This window comes from Snodgrassella sp. W6238H11, assembly GCF_016100525.1.
GTDB classification, from domain to species: Bacteria; Pseudomonadota; Gammaproteobacteria; order Burkholderiales; family Neisseriaceae; genus Snodgrassella; species Snodgrassella alvi.
Window position 1 is genome coordinate 1 of record NZ_JACFSH010000003.1, and the last position, 26605, is coordinate 26605.

Genomic DNA, 26605 nt, shown 5'->3' on the forward strand with positions numbered 1-26605 from the left:
GCTGGTAAGCAAAAAACACAATCGTCAGGGACAGAGCGATTACCGCTACGACGTGACCGGACGCATCGAAAGCTGCCGCAACGAAGCGTACTGGGAAACCCTGCAGTACGATGCTGCAGCCAACCTGCTGGACAGAAGACGCGGCGAAGAAGAAAGCAATCAAAACCTGATCCGCTTTAATCAGCTGCTCAGCTTCCGCGGACTGAAATACAGCTACGACGAACACGGACGAACCCACAGCAAACAGACCGCCAGCGGTACCCAGTATTACCATTACGATGCCGAACACCGCCTGACCGAAGTGCGTATCGAACAGCTAAACCATACTGAACGCTACGGCTACGTCTACGATGCCCTCGGACGGCGGATTGAAAAACACCGGCTGGACCGTGACGGCAAACCATGCAATCGCACCACCTTCCTGTGGGACAGGATGCAGATGATTCAGGAAAGCAGCGCGGACAAACGGCAGAGCCTGTATCTGTATACCGACCAGTACAGCTATGAACCGCTGGCGCGGATAGACAGAAACGGTAATCAGGAACAACACATCTACTACTTCCATACCGACCTGAACGGCTTGCCGGAGGAGCTGACGGATGAAGCCGGTGAAATCGTCTGGGAATGCTCATATCAGTTATGGGGCAAACCGATACAGGAGATTGCTCATACAGAGATACAACAGAACCTGAGGTATCAGGGACAGTATTTAGACAGAGAAACCGGACTGCACTACAATACTTTCAGGTACTACGATCCGGATACAGGTCGCTTTACTCAGCCTGATCCGATTGGGTTGGCCGGCGGACTCAATCTTTATCAGTATGCACCTAATGGATTTACTTGGATTGATCCACTTGGCTTGAAATGCGGATTAACAGCTAAGCAACGAAAAAATAAAATTAAAAGAATCAAAAATCAACTTTCTGCTGGTGGAAATAAAGGAATTACAGGTAAAGTAAGTGTTAAAGAAGCAAGAATCTTAGGAGAAACTTTTGTTGGACCTAATTATAGAGAAGTAAAAAGTTATGGGGCTGATCTTTTAATTTCGCAAGATGGATTAAGACAGTATAGAGGGCCTTCTGCTAAATCAGGTATTAATAAAAATACTGGAGAGCCTTGGTCAAAAACAGGTACACAAGTCAATTTTCAAAGTAGAGATATTCCTGAAGGTAGTTGGCCAAACAATGTTCACTTAGATGTGGAGTAAAGAATGAAAATTGCACAACAAAAATTTGAAGTAAAAGATTACTGGTCACCTGATATTTATAATCCCTGGGCATGGAGTCCAGAAGATAATTCTGTTTTCTATTTATTAGAAATGACAATTGGAATTAAAGGAGAAAATAAGGGGGATATTTATTCAGTTATTATTGCAACACCTGAAGGTATACTTAAATTAAATAAAGAAAGAATTAAAAAAGCAAATTTATATAAAATATTATTAATATACCAATATGATTGGAATCAAATTAGAAATGCAATAGATGAAAAACTTGCATGTATTAATCCTGATGAAGGACAACAGGCTTTTGATAAATTAGCTAATATGTTTTATTGGGAATATGAAGGTATGAAGTAATTATTAAAAATTTATTTGGGTTTAATTTAAATAATTTCTTATAATTAACTATAATTATTATATTATTTTTGAAGTTAAATACTGTACATTGTACAACAATACTTTCAGGTACTATGATCCGGATACAGGCCGCTTTACCCAGCCGGACCCGATTGGATTGGCCGGTGGTTTTAATCTGTATCAGTATGCGCCTAATCCACTGATGTAGATTGATCCGAAAGGATTGAAATCATGCTTTACAAATGCTAAAGCTCAATCAAATGCGGAAAAGATTATTGAAAAACACGGTGGTATAAAAACTGGTGAAAATCGTTACCAAATGCCAAACAGAAGAACCGCAAGGCAGGCTGCTTCTGAATTAAGTGGAAATTTAGGATCTGATCCTAAAGTTATACGTAAATCAGAATTTGAAGGAGGTCCTTATGGTTGGAAAAATTCTAATGGAAAAATAGGAATGAAAAGTGCCGATGGAAATAATGGCTGGAGAGATGATGTATTAGGTCATCCTCATTTAGGTGCAGGTCCACATGTTAACGTTTGGAATAAAAGTAAAGGTATATCGCATAATTTGCATTTGGATTATTAACTATGGATAAAATTATATATGAGTGCGATTCAGGATTAATGATCAATCGTAATACCGAAGATCATGTTTGGTATATTTCTGAAGAAGAATTTAAAAATAACAAAGAAGTTGCTGACTTTAACCCCTGGAATAAAGATGAAGCAATTACAATTGCAAAAAGTTATTTGATGGATGATTGTGTAGTGATTTTTAGACCGGCAAGAATGGAAGATCGCATTAGTCGAAGTCGCGATGCTCCTGTTATGTTTTATTTTATAGAAATAATGAATCAAGATGAGTCTATAAAATTTACCTCTAGACGTATTTATCCTTGGGAAAAAGTCATTGAGTTTGCATCTTGGTTTAAAGGATTATCATTTGTTGCAGCAACAAGAGTTTGGAAAGTAAAAAAATTATAAACAAATAGATAAATTTTCTGTTGAAATTCTAACCTTTTTGGAATTTCATTTTATTCATTAACTCAGTATCTCAATGAAATAAATAAATATCATTTACAAAATTAATGCAGTTTTGATTTATATATTGGAACAAAAAAGTGAGTTTTATTAATTTAAAAAGTCGAAAAGAAATTAAATCTTTTCGGCTTTTTATAATTTGACACTGTCCAGTCTATCCATCAGAAGCCGAACCAGAACTCATCAGCAAACTGTATTATGGTTCCGGCCATCTGCACCAGATTAACCTGGACGGTCAGATTATCAGCGACATTGAGCGCGACCTGCTGCACCGGGAAACCCTGCGCAGCCAGGGCAGAATGAATACCAGTTTTCAATACGACCGCACCAGCCGCCTGACCGAAAAACAGACCCAACGCCCGGGAGCGGGTATCCTGCCGGATATCATACTGGACCGCAACTACAGCTACGACAATCTGGACCGGCTGGTAGGCAAAAAACACAATCGTCAGGGACAAAGTGATTACCGCTACGACGTGACCGGACGCATTGAAAGCTGCCGTAACGAAGCGTACTGGGAAACATTGCAATACGATGCTGCGGCCAACCTGCTGGACAGAAGACGCGGTGAAGAAGAAAGCAATCAGAACCTGATCCGCTTTAATCAGCTGCTCAGCTTCCGCGGACTGAAATACAGCTACGACGAACACGGGCGTACCCGCAGCAAACAAACCGCCAGCGGTACCCAGTATTACCATTACGATGCCGAACACCGCCTGACCGAAGTGCGTATCGAACGGCTGAACCATACTGAACGCTACGGCTACGTCTACGATGCCCTCGGCCGGCGGATTGAAAAACACCGACTGGACCGTGACGGCAAACCATGCAACCGCACCACCTTCCTGTGGGACGGGCTGCAAATGATTCAGGAAAGCGGCGCAGACAAACAGCAGAGCCTGTATCTGTATACCGATGAAGGCAGCTATGAACCGCTGGCGCGAATAGACAGAAACGGTAATCAGCAAGAGCATATCTACTACTTCCATACCGATCTGAACGGCTTGCCGGAAGAGCTGACGGATGAAGCCGGTGAAATCGTCTGGGAATGCTCATATCAGTTATGGGGCAAACCGATACAGGAGACTGCTCATACAGAGATACAACAGAACCTGCGTTATCAGGGACAGTATTTAGACAGAGAAACCGGACTGCACTACAATACTTTCAGGTACTATGACCCGGATACAGGCCGTTTTACTCAGCCGGATCCGATTGGATTGCTGGGTGGCTATAATCTTTATCAGTATGCACCCAATGCACTGATGTGGATTGATCCGTGGGGCTGGAGTTATAGTACATGGCAGATCCATTCACCTGGCTATGATGATATTGTCCAAAAAGGATTGCATTTTTATGCTCCTGGAGGTGTTGAATTATCAGTAAGACCCGATCACAAAGGTGGTATAACCTTTACTAATGCAATTCCAAATGAGAAAGGTAGTCTAAAAGTAACAAAAGCCATCGCACTAGCAAAAGAGCGCTTTGAAAATGATATGAAATTTAGAAATGATATTTTAAATAAAGCCAATGAAGGTGTACGTTCTGTTTTAGCTCATGCCAAGACAGAAACAGGAACTTTGCGTAATTTAGCTAATGGTAGGTCGAGAGAGCTACGTGATATTGGACGTAATGTACAAAGATATAATGCTAAAATAGGTTGCTCATAATGAATGAAGAATGGAAACCCATATTTCAAATAGAGTTAATGGATATTATTAACAGTCTACACATTAAAAAATTGCATGTCGGATCATCTGATTCTCTTATTTATGAAACGATGGGAGAACCAGAATTACCTGTAGCAAGACTGAACAGAAAATCAAAAATATTTAGTCATCTATATGGTAATGTCAATATTTTATCTAAAAATAACACTGTAATAAGTATAGATATTGACATGCATGGTTTTAGAAAAAAGATGGTAATTCTTGGTAGAATAAATAGCTGGAAACTTAATAATTGGCTAGAGCTATCTAAAATAAAAAATTGGAATGTAAATAAAATTTGTGATGTAGTTCGACTTGAAGGAAAAGGCATAGTTATTTGTTTATCACCGGATGGAAAAGTAGAGATGATTTCTCTTTCTTGAATAACTTTTAACTGTTTCCAATATAATATTGCTGACTGATTAATTGAACAAACCTATCTGGACGGGCGTAAATAACAACTAAGCTATGACCCACTGGGCAACCGCACCACCTTTCTATGGTAAAGTCCGTTATAGAAAAGATTGCCCTATTGACTCTAATACTGGCCGTGTATACGGTCATAATGATATTGAAGGTACAGGGAATGGTTCTTTGCCTCATATAAATATTAAACGTTCTGATAGGATAACGGTGAGGATTGATGTATATATGGTTGATTTGTATATAAAAATTAATTACCGCCATAGAGAATGGTAATGTTAGAGGTTTTGATGAGATAAAGAATATAAATGGTGAAAATTATTTATTTGAATATGCTATTAAAAAAGAGAATGAAAAATACAATACTTATCTTTTCCACATACCTGAAAATAAAATGGAAATGTACGAAGATTATGCAACTGAAGAATTTAGTGAGTTTTCCAATATAGAAGATGCTTTTAATTACTTTAAATTACAAGGTGTGAATATTAGAAAATTTGCTCCTATTAAAAGGACATTACCTTTTTAGATGATAAAGAAAGCTGGGTAAAAAAATCAAATCCTCCCAGCTTTTTTATTTAACTCTCGTTCCATCCACTAATTCCTACATCAGGGACAAAGTGATTACCGCTACGACGTGACCGGACGCATCGAAAGCTGCCGCAACGAAGCCTACTGGGAAACCCTGCAATACGATGCTGCAGCCAACCTGCTGGACAGAAGACGCGGTGAAGAAGAAAGCAATCAGAACCTGATCCGCTTTAATCAGCTGCTCAGCTTCCGCGGATTGAAATACAGCTACGACGAACACGGACGTACCCGCAGCAAACAAACCGCCAGCGGTACCCAGTATTACCATTACGATGCCGAACACCGCCTGACCGAAGTGCGTATCGAACAGCTGAACCATACTGAACGCTATGGCTACGTCTACGATGCACTTGGCCGGCGGATTGAAAAACACCGGCTGGACCGTGACGGCAAACCATGCAACCGCACCACCTTCCTGTGGGACGGGCTGCAGATGATTCAGGAAAGCAGCGCGGACAAACGGCAGAGCCTGTATCTGTATACTGGTGAAGGCAGCTATGAACCACTGGCGCGGATAGACAGAAACGGTAATCAGGAAGAGCACATCTACTACTTCCATACCGACCTGAACGGCATGCCGGAGGAGCTGACGGATGAAGCCGGTGAAACCGTCTGGGAATGTTCATATCAGCTGTGGGGCAAACCGGTACAGGAGATTGCCCATACAGAGATACAACAGAACCTGAGGTATCAGGGACAGTATTTAGACAGAGAAACCGGACTGCACTACAATACTTTCAGGTACTACGATCCGGATACAGGCCGCTTTACTCAGCCTGATCCGATTGGATTGCTGGGTGGCTATAATCTGTATCAGTATGCGCCTAATGCGTTTATTTGGATCGATCCTCTTGGTCTTCAATGTGGTGGAGTAAGAAATCGTCGTCAAGCGTTTAATAAAGCAAAAGATCTTGCTGGCATACCTCGTTCACAGCAACCTAATAGGCAATGGACTGTTGGAAATGATCCCAGAAGAAGAGGACAAACAAACTATAAATATTCAGAGGATTTAGGTTCTCATGGACGATATTATGAATATACAGATGCCTACGGACATAAAAAAGTTATTGCTGAACACACTGCAGATCCTAGAGCATCAGGTCCTCATGTGCATGCGGGACAACCTAAAGCTAATTCTGATGCTAGAACATACGATTTCAAAAAAGATAGATATCTGAAAATCAATGACCCTGCAACCAACGATCATCATATATATTATGAAAATTAGTTTAAAAGATAAATTAAATTTATTTAGAGCAAAAGACTATGCAACCAAACTAGATGGTATTAGTTCGTTTAATATATCATTTTTACATGATAATGAATTTATATGGCATAGAAAAATGTTAATGGAAATAAATAAAATTGATAATATTATCAAGAAAAAAGTTTTTAATTTACCTGTAAATAAAAATGTTTTAGTTAGTGAAGTTGAAAGTATATTGAATATAAAAAAAGATATTATTTGTAATATGTTTTATTACGGGGATATTTGCATATCCTTTTATGTCGAAAATTTTTCAAATTTCATATTAAGCTTGTTTTCAATAAATAAGATATATGATTTTTCATTAGCATTTACTTCTCCAGATAGAGTAATTGCTTTAAGTGATAATGAATATGATATTTATTTGTATTATATTCAAAAATAAAAAATGTACACAAAAAATTAAAATAATAATTTACAAATTCATTATTTTAATTTTATTGACAATCAGTAACTGCACACATTTATTACTTTCATACTGCTTGCTATCTTCTAACTAGACTGATACCGCATAGGCATATTGGCTACGAACAGTCCATCAGCGGTACCCAGTATTACCATTACGATGCCGGACACCGGCTAACCGAAGTGCGTATCGAACGGCTGAACCATACTGAACGCTACGGCTACGTCTACGATGCGCTTGGCCGGCGGATTGAAAAACACCGGCTGGACCGTGACGGCAAGCCATGCAACCGCACCACCTTCCTGTGGGACGGGATGCAGATGATTCAGGAAAGCGGCGCGGACAAACGGCAGAGCCTGTATCTGTATACCGGTGAAGGCAGCTATGAACCGCTGGCGCGGATAGACAGAAACGGTAATCAGGAACAACACATCTACTACTTCCATACCGACCTGAACGGCATGCCGGAAGAACTGACGGATGAAGCCGGTGAAATCGTCTGGGAATGCTCATATCAGCTGTGGGGCAAACCGATACAGGAGATTACTCATAGAGAGATACAACAGAACCTGAGGTATCAGGGACAGTATTTAGACAGAGAAACGGGCCTGCACTACAATACTTTCAGGTACTATGATCCGGATACAGGCCGCTTTACCCAGCCGGATCCGATTGGGTTGCTGGGTGGCTTTAATCTGTATCAGTATGCGCCCAATGCGTTAATGTGGATTGACCCGTGGGGATTACAATGTAATAAATCCTTTACCCCAAAAAAAATAAATAATAAAATTAAATATTTACGCGCCGGAAATGATGTAACAGTTAATTCATTTAAGGAAGCAGATCAGGTATTATATGGTGCTTTCCCAAATGCACGTAAAGTAACTGGTGCAGGAAACAAATCAGCAATTAAAACGTCTAGGCAGAAGAAAGATTTTAAATTAAGATCTTCGGAAAAAGGTAGCAATGCTGTATATCATAAAGACTATCAGTTTAATAAAGATGGAATTTTACATGGACATGAGAGCTTACCAAGCGGGCATCCACACCAAACAACCCCTCATATTAATGTACTAACACCTAATGGTGAGAAAGCCACAATTTATATAGAAAGATAGAAATGTTAAATATCATTAACCATATTGATAACGAGATTAATTCTTTAAAAGGTAGTAACTATGAATTAAGAATAAAATTAAATTTATTAAAAAAAATTGCTTTATTTTTATCCCAAAATACGATACAAGGTAAAATAGACAAAATTGTACCAATTATTGAAATGAATACAGGATATTCAGAATATAGAATAATAAACGATTGTGAATCTGATAACAAAGAATTATGGATAGAATATATATACGAAAATAATAGAATTAGATTATATCCAGGAGATTTATTGGTAAAAATGAAATAATACTATAAACGTATAATAATTATTTAAAATTGAATTATTTGATTATAAATATATTTATTAAAAATCTACTTAATAAAATCGTAATAATATAAATTATATGACTTTACATAATGAGGATTTAATTCAGTTGGGTTACGACTCGGATATGATCTATTTATTAATCAGCAGAATAAATAGTTGTCAATTTTGTCCCATTTTTTTTGTGTTTAAAAATGTAAGACGTTTCTCCGCCTTCAAAATGCTGTATTATTTCTAACTTATTCTTTCCTTTCCATTTATACTCAACATCAACTGCCTTATCTTCATAAGTTACCGAGCGATTTTCACCTATTCCAATTTTCTCCCTAAAAATATATGCTGGATCTGTACTCATTGCATTATATACATCTAAAATTGACATGTTTTGATAATAGCAAACACCAATAAATACCATTCCTTCTTTCTCTTGCCTGTCTAGGCATTTCTCATTGTTATAAAAATCATTGAGTTTTTTTTCATCCTCATTAGATAAACGATGCAAGAAAACCAATTGATTTTTATAAGGTATCATCAATTCATTATTATCAAGCAGTATAATATTAATATTACTGTATTCGTTACATAGGTCTGATGAATCACTATTATTTTCTAATGAGTCATTATTATTTCTATAATAAAGTTTACTAAAGTTATTTGCTGTCAAATGATATTTTTTTAATTCATTTTTATAGTTCCTAAAAAAATCACTTTTATTTAATCGATTATTGATCTCTTGTTTATTTTCTTCTGAATGTTCGAAATCACATCCTAAAAAATAGATTTTTTCTTCTTCACTCATTATTAAATTTGAATTACTGAAAACTTTTACTATACGTTCCTTCTCAGTTGTCTGTTCTGTTAATCTGTCTTCTATTAACCTATAATAACTATTATTAAAACTATATGCATAATTAGTACTAACAGATAATAAAATTATTAGTGAAATTTTTAAAATAAATTTTTTCATATTGAAATTTTTTCTTAACAATATCATTATATAAATTATATGTCTATCATCCTTTGCATTATGATAAACATATTTATATTTCTTCTTATAACCCTTTATATAATTTTAGGTATGTTTTTCGATTTTCTATTATGAAAAATACGATAAGTCATTATACCTGCGCCAGATTTTGTCATTCAATTTAATTAATAAGTCTTTTTTATTATGATTTAATTTAATCGATGAATGTGTGCCTGCCGGTGCTATTTTTGTATGGCATTGCTTTTTATATAAACATTACCGGCTGTGCTCGGTTCAATTGCTGAGCTACTGAGTTTGATGAATGATTATTTGCCTGAAAGTTGCTATCGATAATCTGAATAAATAATTGAAATTAAAATTTTTTATAAATGAAAATAATTATTATTATCTTTTAAAAAAGGTTAACTCTGTATAAAATGTTTTGCGGTGCGGTAATTTATTTGAAATTCTATTTTTGTCATTACTTATTTGAGTAGCAGCCGACAACAATAAACGGGAGAAAGTTTATATGCAATCTGACAGCTCTGAATTACAGCAACAGGATAACTTTGAATCTAATCGGGATAGTTTGCTGTATCGCGGGAAATACGATGAGATAGCGGCAGATGCATTCTGCTTTCTTGATTCTATCCGGCATAATCTGTTTGATTATCCGCCAGATAAAACTGCTTTGTTCTATGATGGTGAAGCAATCAGTTACGTTCAGCTGGGGAAAAATGTGGCTCAGGTAATGGCTGCGCTGCAACAAAAAAAATTATGTGCCGGTGCGGTAGTGGCAGTTTGTCTGCCTAAAAGTGCTGAGCATGTTTATGCGGTTCTGGCCTGTGCTCTGACGGGTATTATCTGGTTACCGGTTGATATGGATGCACCAGAAGCCAGACGAGATTATTTACTGTCTAATAGTCTGACGGATCTGGTGATTAGCAAAACGCCGGTAACCGGCCGGCAATATGTACTTATTGATGATGCTCTGACTGCACAGGGTTTCAATCATCCGGAATGCAGCTATCAGCTGAATACTGAAGCAGCCTATTATTTATATACTTCCGGCAGTACGGGAACGCCGAAATGTGTGGTACTGAATAATCTGGCTACTGCCAATGTACTCGGACAAACCATCAGCCGGTGGCAGGCTGATCAGGATGATGTATTGATGGCTGTAACGCCCTTTCATCATGATATGTCGGTTTTTGATGTTTTTGGGGCAATGGCTCTTGGTGCTTCTCTGGTTATTCCTACTGCGGCACAGGCTAAGGATGCAATGTCATGGGCTGAGTTACTGACAGCTCATAATATTAGTATCTGGGTAAGTGTTCCGGCTATTGTGGATATGCTGTGCAGCGTTGCCAGTAAAGAACAATTGCAGTCTTTGCGCCTGATTGCACAAGGTGGTGATTATATTAAGCCGGGTCTGATTCAGTTTTTGCGCCGGCAACTGCCACAGGCGCGTTTGTTCTCGTTAGGCGGTCCGACGGAAACAACTATCTGGAGTATATGGCATGAAATAACTGCTGAAGATATTGATGTGATTCCTTATGGTAAAGCACTGGCACATAACCGATATTATATTCTGGATGAGCAGTTACAACCGTGTGCTATTGGTGAGGTGGGGCGAATGTATATGTCGGGCGTGAATCTGTCTAACGGTTATTTGCTCAATGGTCAGTTGCAAACCGTGGATTTTGTGTCTCTGAGATGTGATGAAGAAAAAATTGCTTTTCGCATGAGTGATTTGGGGTATATGCGAGATGATGGCAATATTATTTTTGCAGGACGTACTGAAGGTTATCTGAAAATAAAAGGTGTGAGGATTTCTGCGGCCGAGGTTGAGGCTGCGCTGGCTAAATCCGGCTATTTTCAGGACAGTCTGGTGGTGTGCTGTACTCACCCGGTAACACAAATGCATGAACTGGTGGCGGTGTATACGTTGCCGGCTAATCAATCCGATGCGGATATTAATGCTTTGAAAACGTGCTTAATGGCTGATTTACCGAAATCACATATTCCGACCAGATGGCTGATGATTGAAGAAATTCCGCTAACCCGTAATGTTAAAGTAGACCGTAAGCTGATACAGCAGATGGCACAGGAACGCCTGTATCAGGCTACGCCGCCACAGACCAAAGTAACAGCGACACAAGAACTGGCTGTAACTGATGATATTCTGGCTATTTTTCGTGAATGCCTGCCCCAGACAGCAGAAAATGCCGTGAATATTTCTGCCCAAACTGAAATTCTGAATATTGGTATGCGTCTGAAACAGTTAATTATGCTCGCAGACAAGCTTACGCAACAGTTTGGTATTCGGCTGGATACGGCTGTTTTGCTACGCTGTAAAACAATACAGGATGTGGTGAATGAGATAAGCAGGAGGATGCCTGAATAATATTTGCCGGAAATCATTAAACAAAGTACTTAAAAAATTTAAGTACTTTGTTTATCTGAATCTTTATGCCGATGCCTGTTTAGCCAGATCATTTAACAGCTGTTGCACTTCTTTGGCTATTCTCTCGACCAGTACAGTCGGATAACGATGTGCCTGATAGGTAATAATCATGCTCAGGCTGTACTGATTGTTAATCTGATTTTCCATAATTTCGAAGTGCAACCCGAACATGGATTCATTGCGCTCCGGTAATATCTGCCGGTAAGGTATGGCACCCCGGGCTGTGTTTAGCTGACCATTTAAGGCATTGTTTGAATGAATGTGAATATAAACATCAAACATTAATCCTTCGTTATCAGGAATACCTAAAGCCTGCTGAATATAGTTAATCGGAATGTCGGCATAATCCATGGATTCGTTGATTTGTTCACTGGTATCTGCCAGCAATGCGGTAAAGGATTGCTGTGGGGTAAAACGGGTACGATGGGCAACCATGGTTGTGAAGTAGCCAACGGTATCAAAATAATTGGGATCAGTACGGCCGGATGCTGAGGTGCCGATGACGATTTCGTCTAAATCACCCTCTTTTTGCAGTATGGTGGCAATAGCGGTATAAAACACGCTGAATATTGAAGCATGATGAAGTTTGGCAAATGCGGAAATATGCTGATGAAAAGCAGAATCAAATCTGATTTCCAGCCATTTCACCTGCGGAGCAGTATTTTCCGGCAAGGTAATGGTATCTGTGTTCAGGGTTAAGCCTTTTTTTGCTCCTTGTAACCGGCTGCGCCAGTAGTCAAGATGCTGACGGTTAATACCGTTTTGCTGCTGTCTGCGTGCAAATTCATGAATAGCGGGTACGGTATTTGCCCATACCGGTGCCTGCCCTTGCAGCCGTGCGGCATAAGCATGGCTCAGATCAGTCATGATGGTATTTAAAGACCATTCATCTATTACCATATGATGTACCAGAAACGATAAAACTGTGTTGCCGTTATCTGCTGTTAACAGCCGGATTCTGAGAGGCAGTTCACGAGTCAGATCAAATTTATACGCCGCTTCACCGGACAGTGTTACTCCATGGCTGTCGCTGACCGGCCAGAACCATTTATATTGGTTAAGTTCGGATACAGGAACTGTATATTGTCTGGTTTGCTGTTTATCGGTTTTAAACAGAGTACGCAAGCCGATATGGCGTATGATTAAATCATTAAATGCCTGATGCAGGATTTCTTCATTGACCGGCTGCTGAAATTCGATGGCAAACGGTAAATTGTAAATAGGGCTGAAATCAAAGGCACTGTATGCCTGCCATAGAAAATCCTGTGCCAGTGTTAATGGCGCACTCTGATCCGGCTGTACTTCGGCTGCGGATAATGCCGGCTGCTGCTGACGGGCAATTTTTGCCAGTGCGCCTGCCGTAGGCGATTTAAAAAAATCATTAAAATTTAATTTAATACCATGATTTTTTTGTAGATTACCTATTACCCGTGTTGCCAGTAGTGAATGTCCGCCAAAATCAAAAAAATCATCGTCAGCAGTCATATCGGGCTCTGCCAGTGTATTTCTGAATTCTGCCAGTATGATGTCTGGCAGCGATTCTGTATTTGCAGGCTGAGCCGGTGTTGCCGGTATATTCAGTACAGTTAAATCTAAAGGCAATAATTCGAGCTGATGCGGTGCTCCGGTACTGCTGGTGTAAGTGGCTTGAATTTCCTGAATTAAATCATCTAGAGTAAATTGCTGAGCCAGTATTGGATGTAAACGCAAAGCCAGAAAAACTTTGTTTTCTGTGCTGATTACTGTAACCAGAAAGGGGGATGTTGTTTCCGGCTGCCATGACTGCTGCATTAGTTGCGCCAGAAGGGTAATAAGCTGTTTTTCCTGTATTTGCTCTGTTTGGATACAAGCTGAGAAATCAGTATCGGGATATTTATATAAATCTCCGTCATCGGTAAAGTGATAGCGAACATTTAAGTCTGAATGGATTTCCAGCAAATGCACAATGCTTTTATGCAGTATGGTTAAATCCGGATATGGGTTTACCTGCCACACTGCCAGTTGATATTTCACCTGCTCCGGTTCCTGCAATTGCTGCATCCAGATAAATTCTTCGTGCTCATTTGCGATAGAAGGAGCAGAATCTGTATTTAACGTTAACATATTATTAATCCTCTCTTGCCGTATCAGTTATTCATGACTGTCTGTACTCATTCTGGTCATAATTATTTAACCAGTTAACTTAAATTAACATCGGAAGAGATTTGTGCTATCTGTCTGCTCTGTTTATCAGAGTCAAAATTTTTATTTTTATTAATAATACTTTACAATACATTTAAAATGATAATACAATTGATTTTCATTTTCATCAACTTTAATTGTTTCTAATTTTATTTAATGTTTTGATTTATGCCGTAAAACAGCAGCATAAGCAGCGGATCGACATAAAGAGCACTTTCCTGAGGAGAATCAATGCTGAGTCTGTATCAGCTGATGCCGGAGCAAAATTTAACTTACCGGCTTACGGTTTTATATGGTGATGACTTTGTGACCACGGCTGTAATCAGTCATTGCTGTAGCAGGATATATCACTGATGTACCGTATTCTGATCAGTGTATTTATTGTTTTATGTATTGTGTCTTTGCTGGTAGGCACTGATCCGGTTTCATGGACAGGTCTGCTGTCCGGTTCTGATGCTGATTGGTTAACTGTCAAAGCCAGCCGCTTTCCCCGTCTGATTGCGATTGTGCTCACAGGTATGGGGCTTTCTATCGGTGGTGTGATTCTGCAACATATTGTCCGTAATAAATTTGTGGAACCGGAAACAGCCGGCGGGCTGGATGCAGCCAAACTCGGCATTCTGGTTTCGCTGGTACTGCTTCCCTCTGCCGGTGTGCTGAGTAAGATGCTGGCAGCTCTGCTGTTCTGCTTTGTTGCCGGACTGATTTACATCTGGATTATTGCCAGAATCCGCTTTCAGCAGATTGTGCTGATTCCGGTAATCGGGCTGATGTATGGCTGTGTTTTAAGTGCTGCAGCTGAGTTTTATGCCTATAAAAATAATCTTTTACAAAATGTTCAGGGCTGGCTGCTGGGTGATTTTTCCCGTGTGGTGCAGGGGCATTATGAATTGCTGTATGTGCTTGTGCCGGTAATTATTCTGAGTTATGTATTTGCCAACCGGTTTACTGTAGTGGGTATGGGGCAACAGATGGCTGCCAGTCTGGGCGTAAGCTATAAAACAACTGTGGCTATTGGATTGATGCTGGTATCAGTTACTGTTGCGGCTACGGTGATTACGGTTGGTTCTATTCCTTTTATCGGTCTGGTGATTCCGAATCTGGTGGCGATTAAATACGGTGAACATTTAGCCAGAACTTTACCCGTTGTCGCGCTGGGCGGGGCATGCCTGCTGCTGGGATGTGATATTACTGGTCGTTTGCTGATCTACCCCTTTGAAATACCTATTGGCCTTACTGCCGGTGCAGTTGGCGGCATTGTCTTTTTGCTGCTGATTTTACGGGGGCTACGATGATGAATCGCAAATTCTGGCTGCTTTGCGCCGGTATTGCCGGACTGGCGGTATTTTTTATGCTGTTTGATTCCGGTCTTGATTTTGAATATGTGCTGCCTAAGCGATTACTGCGTCTGGCTACTATTTTGCTGGCAGGTATTTGTATTGCGGTTTCGTCTGTGGTGTTCCAGACGCTGGTAACTAACCGGATTCTGACTCCGGCAATTATGGGTTATGAGGCAGTATATCTGTTCTGGCAGGTCTTGCTGCTGTTCTTTCTGGGGCAAAGCAGTCTGGGGCTGCTGGGGCTGAACGGGAATTTTTTTGCTTCAGTCGGATTAATGCTGTTTTATTCGTGGCTTATTCATCATTATCTGCTGCCGCGTGCACGCCACAGTCTGTGGTTATTGCTTTTGTTCGGTATGGTGCTGACTATGGTTATCACCACATTAACGCAGTTTATTGTCCTTAAAATCAGCCCGGGCGAATTTTCTGTTTTTCAGGGAATTAATTATGCATCTTTTAATCATTCCGAAACGCAGACGCTTTTATATGCTTTTGTCGCCATGCTGGCTGTAGGACTGGTGGGATATCCGTATCTGACTACTCTGGATGTGATGGCTCTGGGAGAGGAACAGTCTGTTTCTCTTGGTGTCGATTATGCCCGTTATGTACGCTGGGGATTCGGTCTGATTGCTGTACTGGTCGCTGTTTCGACCAGTCTGGTTGGTCCGACTGCCTTTATGGGAGTATTTATTGCCAATATGGCTTATGCCTTCGCCGGCCATTATCAGCATAAACGGATTCTGTTATTTGCCAGTGCGGTAGCTATTGCGGTGTTTCTGATTGCTCAGATTCTGGTGGAGCATGTGTTTAATTATAAAACGACAGTCAGTATCTTAATTAATCTGATTTGCGGGGTGTATTTTCTGCTGCTTATTGTCCGTCATCGAGGAATGGCATGATTTCTATTCAGAATATTTCCAAAGTATATGGTCATCGGCCGGTGCTGAACAATATTAATCTGGAGCTGCCGATGCAGCAGGTGATTGCGTTGATTGGCCCCAATGGTGCAGGAAAATCCACTCTGCTGATGATTCTGGCACGGCTGCTTTCGCCGGCTAAAGGCAATATTCTGTTTGATAAGCAGGATATTGCCGGCATCCGCATTGCTGATTATGCCCGTCTGGTCGCGACGCTACGGCAATCTCCTTATTTCGGTTTGCGGCTGACTGTTAAGGAGCTGGTGTCGTTCGGCCGTTTTCCCTACGGGCACGGGGTACTCTCAGCCAGAGACCATCAGGTTATGGACGAGGCAATCGATTTTCTGGGGCTCAGTGCCCTGCGTGATGTGTATATAGATGAATTAAGCGGCGGGCTGCGGCAAATGGCTTTTCTGGCGATGACTATTGCTCAGGAAACCAAGATTTTGCTGCTGGATGAACCTTTAAACAATCTGGATATGAATCATGCAGTACAAATCATGGCAGCAATCCGGCGTCTGAGTGAAGAGCAGCGGAAAACTGTGATTATGGTGGTGCATGATATTAATTTTACTGCAAATTATTCAGATTATATTGTCGCATTAAAACAGGGACAGTTAAGTTTCAGCGGTCCTGCTCAGGAAGTCATTACTGAAGAACGCCTGAGTGAACTGTATGAGCTGGATTTTGAAATTAGTCACAATAAACATGGTTATGTCTGTCAGTATTTTCAAAAGTCGAAAGGTAAAATATGAACGGGAAACTCAAAAAATGTGCTGTCAGTCTACTGGGGCTGATTGCAGTAGCAACAATGGTGACCATATCCGGCTGTGATAAAAAGCCGGTTTCTGCGTCTTCGTCTGCGGTACAGAAGCGTAGTGAGCCTCTTATTATCAAGCATCAGCTTGGTACGACTACAATTGATCACATTCCGCAGCGTGTAGCCGCAATGGATATGAATGAAGTGGACTTTCTGGATCAGTTAAATGTGCCTGTAGCCGGAATGCCCAAGGATTTTATTCCGCATTTTCTGGATAAATACAAACAGAATCATGATGATATTGCCGATTTAGGCGGTATTGTGCAGCCGAATATGGAACGTATCCATACTCTGAAACCTGATTTGATTTTAATGACTCCGATTCAGAAAGACCATTATCAGGAACTGACACAGATTGCACCTACGCTCTATTATGAGATCAATTTCAATAACAGCGAACACGGGCATCTGGACACCATTAAAAATCATCTGCTGACTCTGGGTAAGATTTTTAACCGTGAAGATTTAGCCCGCACCAAGGTTGCTGAGCTGGATACGGAAGTCAGTAAAGTTCGTGCCGTGACTAAAGACCGGCCGGAAAAAGCGCTGGTAGTACTCTATAACAATGGCTCTTTCAGTAATTATGGGGTGGATTCACGCTATGGCTTCGTTTTCAGTGATCTGGGTGTCAAACCGGCCAGTAATGATCTCAGCACCAGCCTGCACGGACAGCCGATTTCCAGTGAATTTATTAAACGGGCTGATCCGGACATTCTGTACATTATTGACCGTACCTCAGTTATGGAGCATCAGCCGGTGATTAGCGCTGCACAGGTAACTAATCCGTTATTACGCGCTACCAAAGCATGGAAAAACAACCGGGTAGTCTTTGTGGATGCCGATGCATGGTATACCACCGGAGCCAGCCCTACTTCAATGCGACTGCTTATGCAGGATGTGATGAAAGGCTATCAATAACTCTGTTTCAATGACATAAGAATAATAAGCTGTATAAATAAGAAAACCAGACCCTACCAATAAATCCATCCGTTAAATGTATTGCGTGAGTTTAGTTAACAAGGAGAAATCTATGGGTAAACACGCACATCACCGCAGGCAAGAGACTTTGCCTGCGGTCAGACACCGAAGCAAAAATTTTCTGCATCCGGTCACTTCCTCACCCAAAGCGCTGATATTGAGTATTGCCAGCGCCATGCTGCTTTACACTCCGGTTATATATGCGAAACCGGCTGATGATAAAGCCAAACCTGCAGTGAAAAAAACAGCTACCGAGAATACTCAATCCACTGGTGAAGCTGTTCTGGCTGATGTGGTGGTGGAAGCAGGCGGAAAAACAACTTACTCCGGCGGTTTTGTGGCTAAAGACAGCCGTCTTGGTTTTCTTGGCAATAAAACTGCGATGGAAACGCCATTTAATACCGTTAGCTATACCAATAAATTCGTTGAGGATTCTCAGGCAAGAAATGTCACTGATGTCATTGCTGCTACTGACCCTTCGGTATTTACCAATGGCGCTATCGGCGGCTGGAGTGAAAATTACTATATCCGCGGCTTTCAGTCCGACACCAACGATATGTCGATGAATGGTTTATTTGGTATTGCCCCCTATTACCGTACACCGCCGGCCATGTTTTCACGCATTGAGGTATTGAAAGGACCGTCCGCACTGTTAAACGGTATGCCGCCTGCCGGTTCTGTTGCCGGCACAGTTAATCTGGTATCCAAGCGCGCAGGTAATGAACCATTGCTGCGGATAACGCCTACCTATATGTCTGATTCACAATGGGGCGGCACCATTGATGCCAGCCGCCGGTTCGGACAGAACAAACAGTTCGGGATCCGGGTTAACGGGGTTTATCAGGATGGCTCCGGCCCTGTAAGAAAACAGGACTTGAAAACCCAGCTCGGTTCAGTCGGGTTGGACTGGCGCGGCGACCGTGCACGGGTTTCTGCCGATATCTATATGGCCAATGACAAGGTGGATGGAGTGGTACGTGGTATCAATCTGGGTAAAAATATGAAAGTACCCTCACCGCCAAATCCGAAAACGCTGATTAACCCCGACTGGTCTTATGTCAGCAATAAAGACCGCGGAGCCATGGTGCGCGGTGAATTTGATATTACAAACAATATTACTGCTTATGCGGCTTTCGGGCGCAGTAAAACCAATTATAAATACAATGGTGCTACTTCAGCCAATTTACTGGATAACAAAGGCACCATTCAGACCATAATGGCGCAGCTGGCATTTGATCTGGACAAGAAATCAGCAGATGTGGGCTTTAAAGGTCAGTTTGATACTGGTCCGGTAAATCATCAATGGGTAGTTAATACTACTTACTACAAGCATAATCAGCATGATTTTGGTGTCAGAAGTATTCCATGGGCTACATGGATAACCAATATGTATGATCCGACATGGGGTAAGTCTGTACCCTTTGATGTTCCGCCAATTTCCAGAAGCTCACTGCAGCTCAGAAGCTATGGGATGGCCGATATTATGTCGTTCATGGATGATAAACTGCAGCTGACTTTAGGTCTGCGCTATCAGGAAGTCAAAAGTGATAATCTGAGTCTGATGGGTAAACCTGTTTTAACTGAATACAAAAAACACGCATTGACTCCGGGCGTGGCTATTCTGTTTAAAGCCACAGATCATGTATCACTTTACGGCAATTATATTGAGGGTTTGACCAAGGGTAATTCAGCCCCCATTACAGCAGCTAATTATCCCAAGGTGTTTGCTCCGTATAAAACCAAGCAGACTGAGCTGGGAGTAAAATGGGATTACGGCAATCTGGTTAATTCTTTAAGCATATTTGAAATTAAAAAACCCAATAGTTATACTGATCTGAGAACCAATGAGTTTACATCCGGCGGTCAGCAGCGCAACCGCGGTATTGAATGGACGTTTATAGCCTCGCCGATTGAAACAGTACGTCTGATAGGCGGTGCCAGCTACATTAAACCGGAGCTGACTAAACTGGCAAATCATGCCAATGAAGGAAATATCGCTACGGGTGTGGCTAAAGTACAGGGTAAGCTGGGTGCGGAGTGGGATATTAAAGCCGCAGCCGGCATTGTTACTCTTTCTGCCAATGCTACGGCTGTATCCAAACAATATCTGAATCAGGAAAACAGTTTATCGGTACCCGGCCATACTGTATTTGATATTGGTGCCCGCTACAATGCCAAAGTATCCGGCCATCCGTTTACGTTGCGCGCGGAAGTGAAGAACGTAACCAACAAAGCATATTGGGGCATGCCGCGCCTGTCCAATCTGTCTTTAGGTGCACCGAGAACTTTCCTTTTATCCGGTTCGTATGATTTTTAAAAAATTTCCGGCCTGTTAAAAAATCGCCCTTTCGGGCGATTTTTTATAAGCGGCAGTTTATTGCGGTAACCCATATTGCTGAAAGGCCGAGTATTCCGGTACCCGGTAATATTGTCTGCCCAGAAGCTGATTAATAATCACACCATTTCTGGTTGCGCCCATACCCAGATCGGGGGAACCAACTCCCTGCTTGGCGATTTCGGCATTCTGAATAAAAATCCGCCCTTTACCGCTATCGCAGCGTACAGCGGTAAAGTCTTCATTAACCAGATAGTCATTGTGCTCATCTGTTTGCAGAACACTGCCTTTCAGCTCTTCAAACCATTGCGGCCACTGATGATGGTAGCCGGTGGCTGCCACAATTGCATCTGTCTGAATGGTTTGTTGCTGATTAAGCTGGGTATGCAGACAGGTCATATTAATTACGCCGGAAGGCAGTATTTCAACCGACTGTACGTCACAATTAGAAAACAGTGTCAGCCCTGCCGGTGCACCGGCAATGGTTCGTTCGTACAATAAATCATAAATATCGCCAATGGTGGCAAAGCTGATCCCTTTATAAAGCTGCCCCTGACCAGCACTGACTTCACGCCGTTTCTGCGGTGTCAGTGTCTGGAAATAACGCATATATACCGGAGTAAAGCACTCCTGCCCCAGTTTGGAAAACTCCATCGGATGAAAACCGGCAGAACGGGTAATCCAGCGGATTGACGCACCTGCCCGGATTTGTTCCGGCTGCAATGCGCGATAAAGAGCCAGCACACATTCAGCAGCACTTTGCCCTGCCCCGACCACGGTAACCTGTTTACATTCCTGCAATTGTTTCTGCATATAGGTAAATTGCGCTGAATGCTGTATCAGCGGGTGGCTGGTGTTTTTCAGCCACTCAGGATGGTAAGGTTTGGTACCCACGCCGACAGCAATATCTTTACTGGAAAATATCTGTCTGTCTCCGGATGAAGATTCACTTTCGAGAATAAATCTTTCCTGACGATAATCATAACTTACTGCCTTGACACAGGCATCGAAATGACAGGATGGCAACTGGCGTACTGCCCAGCGGCAATAATCATCATATTCCTGACGCGGAATCAGAAAACGGTCATAGTAGTAAAACTGATACAGACGCCCCTGCTGACACAGGTAATTAAGATAACTTAAGGGATGACACGGATCAGCCATGGTAACCAGATCTGCCAGAAAGGGTACCTGCAATGTGGTACCGGGCAATAAAAGGCCAGCATGCCAGTGAAAAGTAGGCGTTTTATCCAGAAATACTGCATTGACTTCTGGATGACCAGATAATAATGCCGCTAGCCCCAGATTAAAAGGACCAATCCCAATACCTGCCAAATCCGTTTGCTTTATATCCATGTTTATTCCGTCCCTATGTACAAAAAGTTAAATATTTAAATATTTACAACATGTAATGCTTTTATACTGAATCCATTTCTGCCCGGATCAGTTGTTCTACTTCCTTCATATTGCGGCAGCCGATTAACTGGCGTGGATTCAGAGTCAGTCTGAAACTGTGATTTATCCGGCTGGTAATCTCTTTTACATGCGCAGGGCGTAATCCGAGCTGGCTGAATGGCCGGGTATGTTCAATAACTATGGTTTGTTCGATATTCAGCGTATCGCGGTAAATATGTTCTAATTGTTCTCTTTGGCGGATAAGCGCATCAGCACACTGCCCATTCGGATTGATTGTGATACCGGATAATGTCTGATTTAATACGGAATCAATATTTTCCAGACCCTGATCTGCCAGTTGCTGACAGACGCTGACCAGAACTGCGAGAAAATCGTGAATGATGGCTGCATCTATGGCAGCCTGTGCAAAATCAATATTAAACAGCAATGCGCCGTCATCACTGAGCATAAAGCGAATATCTATCGCTACCTGCGGTGTCTGAGTTAACCCGTTAACATAATGAACTGCGCTACCCGCCGGTAACACCGGCCACGATAATCCATTAGTAATAACGATTGGTAAAACCGGTGCTTCGCCATGCTGCTCAAATAGTAATCTTGCCAAGTCCACACCGGAAAAGGCCAGATGCTGCAAACCGTCCAGCATATTCTTTTGTAATTTAGCCGCCTGTTCGATAAATCCGGTTGCGGATGACCAGCAGACCACAACAAAAGTGGATTGATTGGATAATTCGCCCTCATACAGCGGCAAAACCGGTACCGCTGCCGACAGCAGGCCGGATGTCTGCTGCCAGCGATTTAATACCGCCAGAATCAAAGCCATCAATAAGGAATTTTTAAAGAGTCCCTGCCGTAAACCTGACTGACATAATTTATCGAATATCTGTGCAGGCAATACGGCGCTTTGTCGCTGATAGGGTGAAGTTTCCAGTGTCGCTAAAGGTTGTTTCCAGGGTAATTGCGGAATGCTCGTAACAGGCTGCAACTGTGCCTGCCAGTAGGCAAGTGCTGTGTTATAAGTCTGACTATCCGGTTGCTGCCTGTTTTCAGACAGCAGTGGCGCCTCTTTCAGCTCCGTATCTGTGAATAACTCACACATCAGCGCTGCAATAGACCGTCCGTCGAGAATCAGCGCATCAAAGCGTGCAAAGACAATAAACTGTTGTGCGGATAACTGAAAAAGTGTGATATCCCACGGCGATTCCTGTAAATCAAATATTTCCTGCTGATAACGCCGGCGAAAACTGTCAATTTTTTCGGTAGCTGCTGCCGACTCTTCTCCACACAGATTGATTTCAGTTAAATTAATAATTACCTGCGGATTTACCCACTGTACACAACGCCTGACATCAATATAGGTTCTTAAGCTGGCATGATGCTGTACCATATCAGCCAGACGCTGCCTGAATGCGGGTAAATCCAGGGTTCCGGCATATTCGCGAAATTCCTGCATCGCCACACCGCCAAGCGCAAAAGCAGTACTTCGGCCGGACAAATAGGATTTTTGCAGAGAGTTTAAAGGGGTGGCTTTTTCATCAGGTTCCGTAATATTCAGGTACTGATTCAATTCAGTTAACGGGCGTGAAAAATATTCCGGCTTCGTAATCAATGTATTCAGCAGAGTCAGAAAACGTTCAAACAGTCCGTTTACCCATGTATCGGCTAATGCATCCAGACGAATATCCCAGTTAATGAGTAAATCATTATTTAGCTGCACAAACTGTGCATCCAGTGCCACCTGCGGCCCCTGTGAAATACACCAGTCCATACTGCCAAAATATTTATGTACCCTGGATGAGAACAGATTTTTTTCAGGTAAATCGACTGCGGCAGTAAATACTACCGGTGCGATTTGCGGCGTAGCATGATGACGTGACAAACGCCGCATTACATTGACACCACTGAATTGCCGGTGATCCAGACATTGCCGCCATTCAATCGCCAGACGCCGGCAAAAAGTTTCCAGATCAGGCGTTTCAGTCATATCAACATTTAACAGCACCAAATCAGCAAAATCACCAATGGTTCGGTCAATATGAGGCAAAAGCGGCTCCCGCCAGAAAAACGGCACATTAAGCCGGTAAGCACGATCATGGGTGACTTTGCCCAATGTATAGGCAAACAAGCCCAGTATCAGAGCAGACAAGGTTAACCGCTGCTGACGGGCAAACCGGCGTAACAGCAATGCCTGCTCTGCACCGATAATTGCATTTAAGCGTGTGCTCTGTGCTCCGGCCGGGGTTGGTTGCTTTAAAGGTAAAGCAGGCGCAGGAGCAATAGTATCCATGCGTGACAGCCACCACTGACGAGCACGCTGTTGCTGCTGGCGTTGGTACAGATCCTGCTGAATCCTGTTGCGCCAGTCATAAAAAGATGGCGGTGAAGGCAGACAGACGGTACTGTCTGCGTAAAACTGAGCCAGATCCTCCATCAGAATCCAGAAGCTGGAAGGATCAACGGCAATCATATCGGCATCTATATGCAGGCGGAAAACTTGATTACCCAGAAGGCTGACAGAAAAACGCACTGTCTGTCCTTCATCCAGACTGAGTTGCTGATGTGTCCATTGCCGGCGTTTGTCTTCAAGTTTCTGTTGCTGCTGCGCCTCGGATAAATGTAAAAAATTATCTATTTCCAATACATTTTGCGGCAGCGTATCTCTGATTCTTACTTCACCTTCGGCATTCAGTTGCAAACGTAACAGTTCATGCCGCCGGTACAGACATTCAATTGCCTGTCTGAGCCTGTCTGAATCCAGCTGAGTGCCATTGAATTCGGTATACAGATGCGCAGCCACACCACCGAGCATGGCGTCATGCACACGCCCAAACCAGCATGCAGACTGCATTGAAGTAAGTTCACACATTATTTCTTTACTCTGTTGACAAATTTACGGTTTTTGACGATGATACAGTTAAATGAAAATGATTACTAGTTTCATTTAACTAAAACTTATTACTACAGCAAACCGTAATCAGCAACCCTGAACAGACCATCAGAAAAATGTTGAATGATTCAATTTGTTTTGATTAATCAATATTTTTGTCTGATTCAGCTGGTTTAACAGATAGAAAAAAGGCTGATAAGATGATTAGCTATACACACTGGCCTGAAGATTTAGCCCAGAAATACCGCCAGAAAGGTTACTGGCTGGATCAGCCGTTAACCCGCGTGCTGACACAAACAGCCAGACAGTTTCCGCAGTCAACTGCCATTATCTGTGGTGAACGGCATTTCAGTTATGCGCAGTTAAATCAGCTTTCCGATAATCTGGCAGCCCGACTGAGCGCACAGGGCTTTGGTATAGGTGATACTGCACTGGTGCAGCTACCTAATATTGCCGAATTTTATATTGTCTTTTTTGCTCTGCTGAAAGCCGGTATTGTGCCTTTGAATGCACTGTTTAATCATCGTCAGCATGAATTAAAGAGTTTTTTCAGCCAGATTAAACCCCGGCTGCTGGTGGCTTCACGTCAGCATGAAGTATTCAGCGGAAATGATTTTCTGACTGAACTGACTGCTTTACAGCTGGCGCCGGCTTTAACTCTAATGCTCAATGCCTTTGCTGATGATGAAAGCCTGCCGGACTGGTATTCCACTACGCATTCTGATATCAGCCATTATGCTGCTACGCCGGCAGATGAAGTGGCTTTTTTCCAGCTTTCCGGCGGCAGTACCGGTACGCCGAAACTCATTCCGCGTACGCACAATGATTATGATTACAGCGTGCGTGCCAGTGCCGAAATCTGCGCTCTGAATCAGCATACCCGATTACTCTGTGCCATGCCGGCAGCACATAATTATATGCTGAGCTCACCCGGCGCTCTGGGTGTATTTCATGCCGGCGGATGTGTGGTAATGGCGGCAAGCCCTGAACCGCTGAGCTGTTTCAGCCTGATTGAACAGCATCAGGTGACCATGGCTTCGCTTGTACCCAGTGCCGTATCTATGTGGTTACAGCAGGCACCTGAACAACTGGAAAAGCTGCACTCACTACAATTAATTCAGGTAGGCGGTGCCAGTTTCCCGGAATCAGTGGCACGACAGGTATTAAATGTTTTCGGCTGTCAGTTGCAGCAAGTATTCGGGATGGCGGAAGGACTGGTGAACTATACGCGGCTGGATGACAGCGAAGAGCTTATTGTCACCACTCAGGGGCGTCCTATCAGCCCGGATGATGAAGTAAAAGTGGTGGATGAAAACGGTGACGAAGTGCCTGCCGGAGAAACAGGTATGCTGAAAACACGCGGTCCCTATACTTTTCGCGGTTACTACCAGAGCCCTGAACACAATGCACAGGCTTTCGATACAGAAGGTTTTTATTATTCAGGTGATTTGGTACAGCGTAACAGCAACGGATATTTGAAAGTGGTGGGACGGGTTAAAGATCAGATTAATCGCGGTGGCGAAAAAATTGCTGCTGAAGAAATTGAAAAACTGATGATTACCCATCCTGATGTTACCGAAGCCGCACTGGTGGCTATTACGGATGAACGTTTTGGTGAAAAGAGCTGTGCATTTATTGTGTCACAGAATCAGCACTTAACTGCTCTGAGCCTGAAACGCCATCTGCTCAATCTGGGTATTGCTCATTACAAACTGCCTGATCAGGTATGCATTGTTGATAGCCTGCCGCTTACTGCCGTCGGCAAAACCGACAAAAAACGCTTACGTGAAACCTTTCAGCAAAATCCTGCCTGAAATAATTATCAGAATGAGAAACGAGAGACAGC

General features: G+C 42.3%; 24 protein-coding genes. 19 read left to right on the plus strand and 5 right to left on the minus strand.

From position 1 onward, the window contains the following. From H3V00_RS06435 to H3V00_RS06455, 5 genes are all read left to right on the plus strand, one after another. Positions 1-1210 (plus strand): RHS repeat domain-containing protein (locus tag H3V00_RS06435; protein ID WP_198207185.1); only part of this gene is annotated, 1210 nt, incomplete at its 5' end. A gap of 3 nt (positions 1211-1213) precedes the next feature. Continuing rightward, positions 1214-1582 (plus strand): Imm8 family immunity protein, encoded by a 369-nt coding sequence (locus H3V00_RS06440; RefSeq protein WP_084564315.1) that lies wholly within the window; start codon positions 1214-1216, stop codon positions 1580-1582. Between the two features lie 88 nt (positions 1583-1670). Further along, positions 1671-1790 (plus strand): RHS repeat-associated core domain-containing protein, encoded by a 120-nt coding sequence (locus H3V00_RS06445; protein ID WP_232335951.1) that lies wholly within the window; start codon positions 1671-1673, stop codon positions 1788-1790. Between the two features lie 15 nt (positions 1791-1805). Then, on the plus strand, positions 1806-2168 hold the full coding sequence (locus H3V00_RS06450) for a hypothetical protein (RefSeq protein ID WP_198207187.1): 363 nt from the start codon (positions 1806-1808) through the stop codon (positions 2166-2168). Positions 2169-2170: 2 nt separating this feature from the next. After that, entirely contained in the window at positions 2171-2566 is a 396-nt protein-coding gene (locus tag H3V00_RS06455; RefSeq protein WP_084564309.1) for a hypothetical protein, read from the plus strand. A gap of 218 nt (positions 2567-2784) precedes the next feature. Here H3V00_RS06455 and H3V00_RS06460 read toward each other — a convergent pair whose 3' ends face one another. Then, positions 2785-2940: a hypothetical protein gene (locus H3V00_RS06460; protein ID WP_198231794.1), complete on the minus strand. Its 156-nt coding sequence runs from the start codon at positions 2938-2940 to the stop codon at positions 2785-2787. Between H3V00_RS06460 and H3V00_RS06465 the strand changes: the two genes are divergently transcribed. From H3V00_RS06465 to H3V00_RS06490, 7 genes are all read left to right on the plus strand, one after another. After that, positions 2923-4293: an RHS repeat domain-containing protein gene (locus H3V00_RS06465; protein ID WP_198207189.1), complete on the plus strand. Its 1371-nt coding sequence runs from the start codon at positions 2923-2925 to the stop codon at positions 4291-4293. The genes H3V00_RS06460 and H3V00_RS06465 overlap by 18 nt on opposite strands. Continuing rightward, a complete protein-coding gene (locus H3V00_RS06470; RefSeq protein WP_198207191.1) occupies positions 4293-4715 on the plus strand; it encodes a hypothetical protein in 423 nt (140 codons plus the stop codon). Before H3V00_RS06465 ends, H3V00_RS06470 begins: the two co-directional genes overlap by 1 nt. A 434-nt stretch (positions 4716-5149) precedes the next feature. Continuing rightward, on the plus strand, positions 5150-5284 hold the full coding sequence (locus tag H3V00_RS11555) for a hypothetical protein (RefSeq protein ID WP_255516768.1): 135 nt from the start codon (positions 5150-5152) through the stop codon (positions 5282-5284). Positions 5285-5392: 108 nt separating this feature from the next. Further along, positions 5393-6574: an RHS repeat-associated core domain-containing protein gene (locus H3V00_RS06475; protein WP_198207193.1), complete on the plus strand. Its 1182-nt coding sequence runs from the start codon at positions 5393-5395 to the stop codon at positions 6572-6574. Next, a complete protein-coding gene (locus H3V00_RS06480) occupies positions 6564-6998 on the plus strand; it encodes a hypothetical protein (protein WP_198207195.1) in 435 nt (144 codons plus the stop codon). Before H3V00_RS06475 ends, H3V00_RS06480 begins: the two co-directional genes overlap by 11 nt. A gap of 152 nt (positions 6999-7150) precedes the next feature. After that, entirely contained in the window at positions 7151-8137 is a 987-nt protein-coding gene (locus tag H3V00_RS06485; RefSeq protein ID WP_370570100.1) for an RHS repeat domain-containing protein, read from the plus strand. A gap of 2 nt (positions 8138-8139) precedes the next feature. Further along, a complete protein-coding gene (locus H3V00_RS06490) occupies positions 8140-8433 on the plus strand; it encodes a hypothetical protein (protein ID WP_100126594.1) in 294 nt (97 codons plus the stop codon). A gap of 157 nt (positions 8434-8590) precedes the next feature. On the opposite strand, the gene H3V00_RS06495 is transcribed toward H3V00_RS06490, so the two are convergent. After that, a complete protein-coding gene (locus H3V00_RS06495) occupies positions 8591-9418 on the minus strand; it encodes a hypothetical protein (protein ID WP_198207199.1) in 828 nt (275 codons plus the stop codon). 529 nt (positions 9419-9947) lie between these two features. Here H3V00_RS06495 and H3V00_RS06500 point away from each other — a divergent pair. After that, positions 9948-11825, plus strand: coding sequence for a non-ribosomal peptide synthetase (locus tag H3V00_RS06500; RefSeq protein ID WP_198207201.1), 1878 nt, complete (start codon positions 9948-9950; stop codon positions 11823-11825). Between the two features lie 63 nt (positions 11826-11888). Here the strand turns inward: H3V00_RS06500 and H3V00_RS06505 are convergent, their stop codons facing one another. Then, on the minus strand, positions 11889-13988 hold the full coding sequence (locus H3V00_RS06505) for a condensation domain-containing protein (protein ID WP_198207203.1): 2100 nt from the start codon (positions 13986-13988) through the stop codon (positions 11889-11891). Positions 13989-14419: 431 nt separating this feature from the next. Here H3V00_RS06505 and H3V00_RS06510 point away from each other — a divergent pair, with 431 nt between their 5' ends. The 5 genes from H3V00_RS06510 (at position 14420) to H3V00_RS06530 (ending at position 20438) form a co-directional block, all read left to right on the plus strand. Continuing rightward, positions 14420-15361 (plus strand): ABC transporter permease, encoded by a 942-nt coding sequence (locus H3V00_RS06510; RefSeq protein WP_198207205.1) that lies wholly within the window; start codon positions 14420-14422, stop codon positions 15359-15361. Beyond that, the gene (locus H3V00_RS06515) at positions 15358-16305 is read left to right on the plus strand and encodes an iron chelate uptake ABC transporter family permease subunit (RefSeq protein ID WP_078474416.1); all 948 of its coding nucleotides are present in this window, start codon (positions 15358-15360) and stop codon (positions 16303-16305) included. Before H3V00_RS06510 ends, H3V00_RS06515 begins: the two co-directional genes overlap by 4 nt. Next, a complete protein-coding gene (locus H3V00_RS06520; RefSeq protein WP_198207207.1) occupies positions 16302-17078 on the plus strand; it encodes an ABC transporter ATP-binding protein in 777 nt (258 codons plus the stop codon). Before H3V00_RS06515 ends, H3V00_RS06520 begins: the two co-directional genes overlap by 4 nt. Then, on the plus strand, positions 17075-18061 hold the full coding sequence (locus tag H3V00_RS06525) for a siderophore ABC transporter substrate-binding protein (protein WP_037394172.1): 987 nt from the start codon (positions 17075-17077) through the stop codon (positions 18059-18061). The genes H3V00_RS06520 and H3V00_RS06525 overlap by 4 nt, the downstream gene beginning before the upstream one ends. Before the next feature lie 112 nt (positions 18062-18173). Further along, positions 18174-20438, plus strand: a complete 2265-nt coding sequence (locus H3V00_RS06530) for a TonB-dependent siderophore receptor (RefSeq protein ID WP_198207209.1) — start codon at positions 18174-18176, stop codon at positions 20436-20438. Positions 20439-20495: 57 nt separating this feature from the next. Here the strand turns inward: H3V00_RS06530 and basC are convergent, their stop codons facing one another. After that, entirely contained in the window at positions 20496-21812 is a 1317-nt protein-coding gene (basC, locus tag H3V00_RS06535; RefSeq protein ID WP_198207211.1) for a putative histamine N-monooxygenase, read from the minus strand. A 61-nt stretch (positions 21813-21873) separates the two neighbouring features. Continuing rightward, entirely contained in the window at positions 21874-24738 is a 2865-nt protein-coding gene (locus H3V00_RS06540) for a condensation domain-containing protein (RefSeq protein ID WP_198207213.1), read from the minus strand. Between the two features lie 221 nt (positions 24739-24959). Between H3V00_RS06540 and H3V00_RS06545 the strand changes: the two genes are divergently transcribed. Further along, the gene (locus H3V00_RS06545) at positions 24960-26573 is read left to right on the plus strand and encodes a (2,3-dihydroxybenzoyl)adenylate synthase (protein WP_198207215.1); all 1614 of its coding nucleotides are present in this window, start codon (positions 24960-24962) and stop codon (positions 26571-26573) included. Positions 26574-26605: the final 32 nt, after the last annotated feature.

Coding starts and splice junctions, on each gene's coding strand:
- H3V00_RS06525 (WP_037394172.1), top strand. CDS start 17,075: ATGAACGGGAAACTCAAAAAATGTGCTGTCAGTCTACTGGGGCTGATT.
- H3V00_RS06480 (WP_198207195.1), top strand. CDS start 6,564: ATGAAAATTAGTTTAAAAGATAAATTAAATTTATTTAGAGCAAAAGAC.
- H3V00_RS06520 (WP_198207207.1), top strand. CDS start 16,302: ATGATTTCTATTCAGAATATTTCCAAAGTATATGGTCATCGGCCGGTG.
- H3V00_RS06455 (WP_084564309.1), top strand. CDS start 2,171: ATGGATAAAATTATATATGAGTGCGATTCAGGATTAATGATCAATCGT.
- H3V00_RS06540 (WP_198207213.1), bottom strand. CDS start 24,738: ATGTGTGAACTTACTTCAATGCAGTCTGCATGCTGGTTTGGGCGTGTG.
- H3V00_RS06490 (WP_100126594.1), top strand. CDS start 8,140: ATGTTAAATATCATTAACCATATTGATAACGAGATTAATTCTTTAAAA.
- H3V00_RS06515 (WP_078474416.1), top strand. CDS start 15,358: ATGATGAATCGCAAATTCTGGCTGCTTTGCGCCGGTATTGCCGGACTG.
- H3V00_RS06465 (WP_198207189.1), top strand. CDS start 2,923: ATGAATACCAGTTTTCAATACGACCGCACCAGCCGCCTGACCGAAAAA.
- basC (WP_198207211.1), bottom strand. CDS start 21,812: ATGGATATAAAGCAAACGGATTTGGCAGGTATTGGGATTGGTCCTTTT.
- H3V00_RS11555 (WP_255516768.1), top strand. CDS start 5,150: ATGGAAATGTACGAAGATTATGCAACTGAAGAATTTAGTGAGTTTTCC.
- H3V00_RS06530 (WP_198207209.1), top strand. CDS start 18,174: ATGGGTAAACACGCACATCACCGCAGGCAAGAGACTTTGCCTGCGGTC.
- H3V00_RS06440 (WP_084564315.1), top strand. CDS start 1,214: ATGAAAATTGCACAACAAAAATTTGAAGTAAAAGATTACTGGTCACCT.
- H3V00_RS06495 (WP_198207199.1), bottom strand. CDS start 9,418: ATGAAAAAATTTATTTTAAAAATTTCACTAATAATTTTATTATCTGTT.
- H3V00_RS06510 (WP_198207205.1), top strand. CDS start 14,420: ATGTACCGTATTCTGATCAGTGTATTTATTGTTTTATGTATTGTGTCT.
- H3V00_RS06545 (WP_198207215.1), top strand. CDS start 24,960: ATGATTAGCTATACACACTGGCCTGAAGATTTAGCCCAGAAATACCGC.
- H3V00_RS06500 (WP_198207201.1), top strand. CDS start 9,948: ATGCAATCTGACAGCTCTGAATTACAGCAACAGGATAACTTTGAATCT.
- H3V00_RS06470 (WP_198207191.1), top strand. CDS start 4,293: ATGAATGAAGAATGGAAACCCATATTTCAAATAGAGTTAATGGATATT.
- H3V00_RS06505 (WP_198207203.1), bottom strand. CDS start 13,988: ATGTTAACGTTAAATACAGATTCTGCTCCTTCTATCGCAAATGAGCAC.